At 68.5% G+C, this 5,997-nt stretch carries 4 protein-coding genes; 2 read left to right on the plus strand and 2 right to left on the minus strand.

Annotation, left to right across the window (positions count from 1 at the left end; all coding sequences use genetic code 11):
- Positions 1-61: 61 nt before the first annotated feature.
- The gene (gene lldD / locus ACOJSF_RS00775) at positions 62-1,237 is read left to right on the plus strand and encodes an FMN-dependent L-lactate dehydrogenase LldD (RefSeq protein ID WP_420140337.1); all 1,176 of its coding nucleotides are present in this window, start codon (positions 62-64) and stop codon (positions 1,235-1,237) included.
- A 4-nt stretch (positions 1,238-1,241) separates the two neighbouring features.
- Positions 1,242-2,087 (plus strand): fumarylacetoacetate hydrolase family protein, encoded by an 846-nt coding sequence (locus ACOJSF_RS00780; protein ID WP_420140338.1) that lies wholly within the window; start codon positions 1,242-1,244, stop codon positions 2,085-2,087.
- Positions 2,088-2,150: 63 nt separating this feature from the next.
- Here ACOJSF_RS00780 and ACOJSF_RS00785 read toward each other — a convergent pair whose 3' ends face one another.
- Both ACOJSF_RS00785 and ACOJSF_RS00790 read right to left on the minus strand, forming a co-directional pair.
- Positions 2,151-5,375 carry a glycoside hydrolase family 2 TIM barrel-domain containing protein gene (locus ACOJSF_RS00785; RefSeq protein WP_420140339.1) on the minus strand — a complete coding sequence of 1,075 codons (3,225 nt, stop codon included), beginning with the start codon at positions 5,373-5,375 and terminating at the stop codon, positions 2,151-2,153.
- 61 nt (positions 5,376-5,436) lie between these two features.
- On the minus strand, positions 5,437-5,997 hold a 561-nt coding region (locus ACOJSF_RS00790; protein WP_420140340.1), incomplete at its 5' end, for a phosphatidylserine decarboxylase.

The following is a 5,997-nucleotide window of genomic DNA, read 5'->3' on the forward strand; positions in this document are numbered from 1 at the left end:
TGTATCTGGCGAGCGACGAGAGCGCCTATACGACCGGCATCCTCCACGCGATCGACGGCGGATGGACGATGGCGTGACGCGGATGGATTCGATTGTCTCGGCATCGCACTTCCGGGAGGCTGCGCGCCGCCGCCTGCCCCGCTTCCTCTTTGACTATGCCGAAGGGGGTGCCTTCGACGAACAGACGCTCGACGCCAACGTCGCCGATCTTCGCGCCATCCAGTTGCGCCAGCGTGTGTTGCGCGATGTGGCCGAACTCGACCTTGGCACGCACCTGTTCGGGCGCACGCATCCCTTGCCCGTGATGCTCGGTCCGATCGGCATCGGCGGCATGTTCCGGCGGCGCGGGGAGACGCTGGCGGCGCGGGCCGCGCACCGGCGCGGCCTCGCCTTCACGCTGTCGACCGTCTCGATCTGCTCGCTCCGCGAGGTGCGCGCGCTCGCCGCCGACGGCCCGCTCTGGTTCCAGCTCTACGTCATCCGCGACCGCGCCTTCATGCGCGACCTGATCGAAGGCGCGCGCGCCGCCGGGGCCGAGGCATTGGTCTTCACGGTCGACATGCCGACGCCCGGCATCCGCTATCGCGATGTCCGTTCGGGCATGTCGGGACGATATGGCCCGATGCGGCGGGTGCTGCAGGCGATGGGCCGGCCGGGATGGGCGTGGGATGTCGGGCTGCACGGCCGCCCCCACCGCCTCGGCAATCTGGAGCCGGTGCTGGGCAACGCCAGCGGCCTCGACGACTATATCGGCTGGATGGCGGCCAATTTCGATCCGTCGATCCAGTGGCGCGATCTGGGCTGGATCCGCGAGCTGTGGGACGGGCCGCTCATCATCAAGGGCATCCTGGATGTCGAGGATGCGCGCGAGGCGGCGGCGCTGGGCGCCGACGGCATCGTCGTGTCCAACCATGGCGGCAGGCAGCTCGACGGCGTCAGTTCCACCGCGCGCGCCTTGCCGGCGATCGCGGAGGCGGTGGGCGACCGGCTGACCGTCCTGGCGGATTCGGGCGTCCGGTCGGGGCTCGACATCGTCCGCATGCTCGCGCTCGGCGCACGCGGCGTCTTTCTCGGTCGCGCCTGGCTCTACGCTCTCGCCGCCGGGGGCGAGGCGGGCGTGGCGCGCCTGCTCGACCTCCTCGAACGTGAGATGCGCGTTGCCATGACGCTGACCGGCGTATCAAAGGTGTCCGCCATCGACCGCTCTATCCTGACCGATCTTCCAGACGAAAGGTGACTTCATGAAACTGTGTCGCGTCGGCCCTGCCGGCAAGGAACGCCCGTGCCTCGTCGACGGTGACGGCACGCTCCGCGATCTTTCGGGCCATCTGGCCGAGATCGACGGCGCGGCTCTGTCCCCCGACGGGCTGCGCCGCCTCGCCGCGCTTGATCCGGCCAGTTTGCCGGTGGTCGATGGCGAGCCTCGCTACGGCGTGCCCGTGGCAGGGACGCGCAAGTTCATCGCGATCGGCCTCAACTATGCCGACCATGCGGCCGAATCGAACCTGCCGATCCCCGAGGAACCGGTGGTGTTCAACAAGTGGGTCAGCTGCCTGCAGGGTCCGAACGATCCGGTGACGATCCCGCGCAACTCCACCAAGACCGACTGGGAAGTCGAACTGGGCGTGATCATCGGCTCGCCCGCTTTCCGGGTCGAGGAACGCGACGCGCTGGCCCATGTCGCCGGCTATTGCGTGGTCAACGACGTGTCGGAACGCCACTGGCAGACCGAACGCGGCGCGACGTGGGACAAGGGCAAGGGTTTCCCGACCTTCGGCCCGGTCGGCCCGTGGCTCGTCACCGCGGACGAGGTTGGCGACCCGCAGAAGCTGTCCATGTGGCTGGAGGTCAACGGCAAGCGGGTGCAGGACGGCAGCACCTCGACCATGATCTTTACCGTCGCGCAGATCGTGGCTTACTGCTCGCAATTCGTGCAGCTCGAAGCGGGCGACATCATCACCACGGGCACGCCCCCCGGCGTCGGCCTGGGCCAGAAGCCCGCGCCGTGGTTCCTGAAGGCGGGCGACGTGATCGAACTCGGCATCGAAAAGCTCGGCCAGCAGCGTCAGGATTGCGTCGCTGGCTGAGCGCCGCCGTCTCTTCGCAGCCGGGATTGGCGCGGTCGAGGATCTCGACCGCGCCCCGTTCCTTTAGAACGCGATCGGCGTTCCGGTTGCCGTTGCCGGCCGGGCGCCGGCCTCTGCCCGCCCGGCGGGATCAACCGCCAGCGTGAAGCCGTAGCGGAGCGGCGCGACGGGAACGCGATAGCGTTCCAGCGGCCGGCCGAGCGGGCTCCACGTATCGGTGCCGCCAAGCCCGCTCTGCAGCGCGTCGATCAGGACGGTAACGTGCCCGTGCGGCACGATATCGCTGCTCCGGCGCGTGCCCGGCGCCCGGCGCGCGAGGTCATCGTAGGGAAAGGCGAGAACATTGGCGGACAGCGGCTGCGCGCCCGTGACCGTCAGCGTCGGCAGGTTCGGCCCGCGCACCGCCAGCCAGCGCACGTCGACTTTATTCCCGGTCTCCTGCGGCCGCATATAATCGTGATTCTGCTCGGCGATCGGCCCGGCCCAGCGCGCGAGCGCCGCCCCCGCCTGCCTATCCCAATAGCTTTCGTGCGGACCCTTCCCATACCATTCGAGGTCGGTGAAAGCGGCCGGCATCTGGAACGCCAGCCCGATACGCAGCGGATCGGGCAGCCCCGTGGCAAGCGGCGTGAACTGCCCCTCGACCGCGACACGACCGTCGCCCTGCATCCGATAGCGGCTCTCGAACCGCGCCGTGCCATCGCCCACGACGAACCGGACGCGCACGTCCGCCGCGCCGTCGCCCTCCCGCTCGACCGTCACCGCCTCGACGCGGCGCTGCTCGGTCGCCGTTTTCCAGACGCCATGCGTCCGCTCGATCCGCGTGCCGACATCGTTGTCGGTCAGCGCGCGGTAGAAATTGGGCGTGCCGCCGGACAGGATCGCGCGGCCGTCCTGGCGATAGTCCACCAGGCCCGTCGCCCGATCGACCCGAAGCTCGCGCCCTGCCGCCGACAGGCTGACCCGGCCCGCCTGCTCGTTCACCCGCACCGGGCCCGACGCCGCCGGCGCCGCCACCGCCGTGCCCGGCAGCACGAACTGTTCCCATGCGACGAGATGTCCGGCGGGCAGGAGTGGCGATACGCCGGCACGCGCCCGCGCGGTGATCGTCACCACATATTCGTGCCCCGCCTCGCGCCCCGCCGGAAGCGGGATCGCCAACGCCCCCTCTCCGCGCGCCGGAACGTCGATCGCCGGCAGCGTGCCGCGCGCCACTTCGATCCCGTCGCGCAGCAGCAGCCAGCCGAAATCGAAATCTCCGAGCGTCCGGAAGTCGTGGCGGTTGAGGACCGTGAAGCGTCCGCCCGCCGCGTCCTGCGCGCGGAAGGCGATCGGCTCGTACACCTTGCGCATCTCGAACAGGTGCGGGTTGGGCGTGCGGTCGGGCTGGATCAGCCCGTCGCCGAATTCGATGTCCCCGCCCGGATTGGGGCCATAAAGGCCGCCCGTACCCCAGAAGGGCTCCCCGTTCACGTCCCGCGCGTGCATCGACTGGTCGACCCAATCCCAGACGAAGCCGCCCTGCAATTTGGGATTGGCGTAGATCGCCTCCCAATAATCCGCCATGTTGCCCCCGCTATTCCCCTGCATGTGCGAATATTCGCACTGGATCAGCGGCTGGGTGAAGCGCGGGTCGCGCGCATAGGCGATCGTCTGGTCGACGCCGAAGTACATCGGCGCGAAAATGTCGGCATAGGCGTTGGGCTTGGGCTGTTCGAGCGTGCCCCACCCGAGATAGTTGATGAGCCGCGTCGGATCGCGCCGCCGTGCCTCCGCCGCCGCCTTTTCAAACGCGGGGCCGATCCCCGCCTCGTTGCCCAACGACCAGAAGATGATCGACGGATGGTTCTTGTCGCGCTCGACCATGTTCGCCACGCGCGATACGTGCGCCGCGTCCCAGGCCTTGTCGTAACCGATCTGGTACAGTTCCCGCTCGGCATCCCCCTTCCAGCCCATCTCCATGTAGGCGTGCGATTCGATGTTGGCCTCGTCCATGACGTACAGCCCATATTCGTCGGCCAGGTCGTACCAGCGCGGATCGTTCGGGTAATGCGACGTGCGCACCGCGTTGACGTTGTTGCGCTTCATCATCTCGATGTCGCGGCGCATCGATTCCATCGAGATGACGTGGAACGTATCGGGGTCGTGCTCGTGGCGGTTGACGCCGCGAATGTAGACCGCGCGACCGTTCACTTGCAGCTGCCCGTTACGGATCGCGACGTCGCGAAAGCCGACTCGCTGCTTCGTCGCCTGGACGACGCTGCCCTTCGCATCGATCAGTTCGATCAGCAAAGTGTAGAGGTTGGGCGTTTCGGCCGACCAGGCGCGCACGTCCTTCAGCCGGTCGGCCAGCCGCACCACCTGCTCACCCCCGCCGGGACGCACCGGCGCGGTCCGCTCCGACACGATCCGGTCGCCGTCGAGCAAAGTCGCGCGCACGCGCATCGCCGTCCTGCCCGGCAGCACCTTCGTGGCCACATCCAACGTGCCGTCGCGCCAGTTGCCCGCGAGGCCGGCGCGCACCGTGAAGTCGCGGATTCGCGTCTTGGGCGCGGCCATCAGGAACACTTCGCGCTCGATGCCCGAAACGCGCCAGAAGTCCTGATCCTCGAGGTAGGAGCCGTCCGACCAGCGATAGATGCGGATCGCGATGCTGTTCCGGCCCGCGCGCAGGAAACGCGTGACGTCGAATTCGGACGGCAGCTTGCTGTCCTCGCTATACCCGACCTGCTGCCCGTTCACCCAGACATAGTAGGCCGATCCCGCCGCGCCGATGTGCAGGATCACGTCCTGCCCCGCCCACCCCGCCGGAATATCCACATCGCGCCGATACGAGCCGACCGGGTTGCGATCGTGCGGGATCAGCGGCCGATTGGCGGGAAAGGGATAGGTGATGTTGTTGTACCGCGCCTGATCATACCCCTCGGCCTGCCAGTCGGCCGGCACGCGGATTTCCTTCCAGCCCGACACATCGAAATCGTCGCGGAAGAAGTCGGCCGGTGCGCCGTCGACATTCGGGGAGAGGGCAAAGCGCCACGCGCCGTTGAGCGACAGGAAACGGCTCGATCGCTCCCGATCGCCATCGAGCGCGAGGTCGCGGCTCTCGAATGGAAAGCCGGTCGCGCGCGCCGGCATCTTGCCGCGTTCGAACATCGCCGGATTTTCCCAATCGGGGCGGCTCGCGTCGATCTGCGGCGACAGGGGCACGGCCGGCCGGTTCTGCGCGGCGGCAAGCGTGGCCTGCCCCAATAGCGCGCACAGGACCAACCGAGTTGCGAGCTTTCCCACGATCCTGCACCCCATTCCTGTCGTTTCTCGATCCGGCGGTAGCATGCTCGCTCGGGGAATTTTAGCCCGGATGACCGCGACTTGACCCTGCGGGAGCCGCGGATCGACCGCGCGCGAGCGGCTGTCCAGCGCGAATCCGCACGCCCTCGCCCGCTATCGGGGTGCTGCCGGGCGGGAGCAGCACGACCAAAGTCGATCCCTGCTCGAACCATCCCATTTCCTCCCCCTTGGCCACCGCCGCGTCGACAGGAAAGGCATGGCTTTTGCCGCGCCGGATGCGGGCGGGCAGGTCGAGGAAGGTCAGCCGGATGCTCGCCACCAGCACCGCCGCCACCGCGACGATGATCAGCGGCGTCCCGTCCGCCATCCGGCACGACAAAACCGCGCGTTCGTTGCGGCAGAACAGGCGCGGCACCCGCTTCAGCGTTGGCGGATTCACGTTCCAGCAGTCGCCCGGAAAATAGGTGACGCGCTCGACCGTCAGATCGGCGGGCGCGTGGAAGCGGTGATACATCCCCGCCGTCAGTCGCAGCGTGACGAACTGCCCCCCAGCGAGCGGCGCCGGCCCCCCCGCCCCGCCGAGCCGGTCGGGCCGGCGGGAGGGCCTGCCCGTGTGGTGGTG

It is taken from the genome of Sphingomonas sp., from assembly GCF_048594985.1.
In the GTDB taxonomy this organism is placed as follows: Bacteria; Pseudomonadota; Alphaproteobacteria; order Sphingomonadales; family Sphingomonadaceae; genus Sphingomonas_I.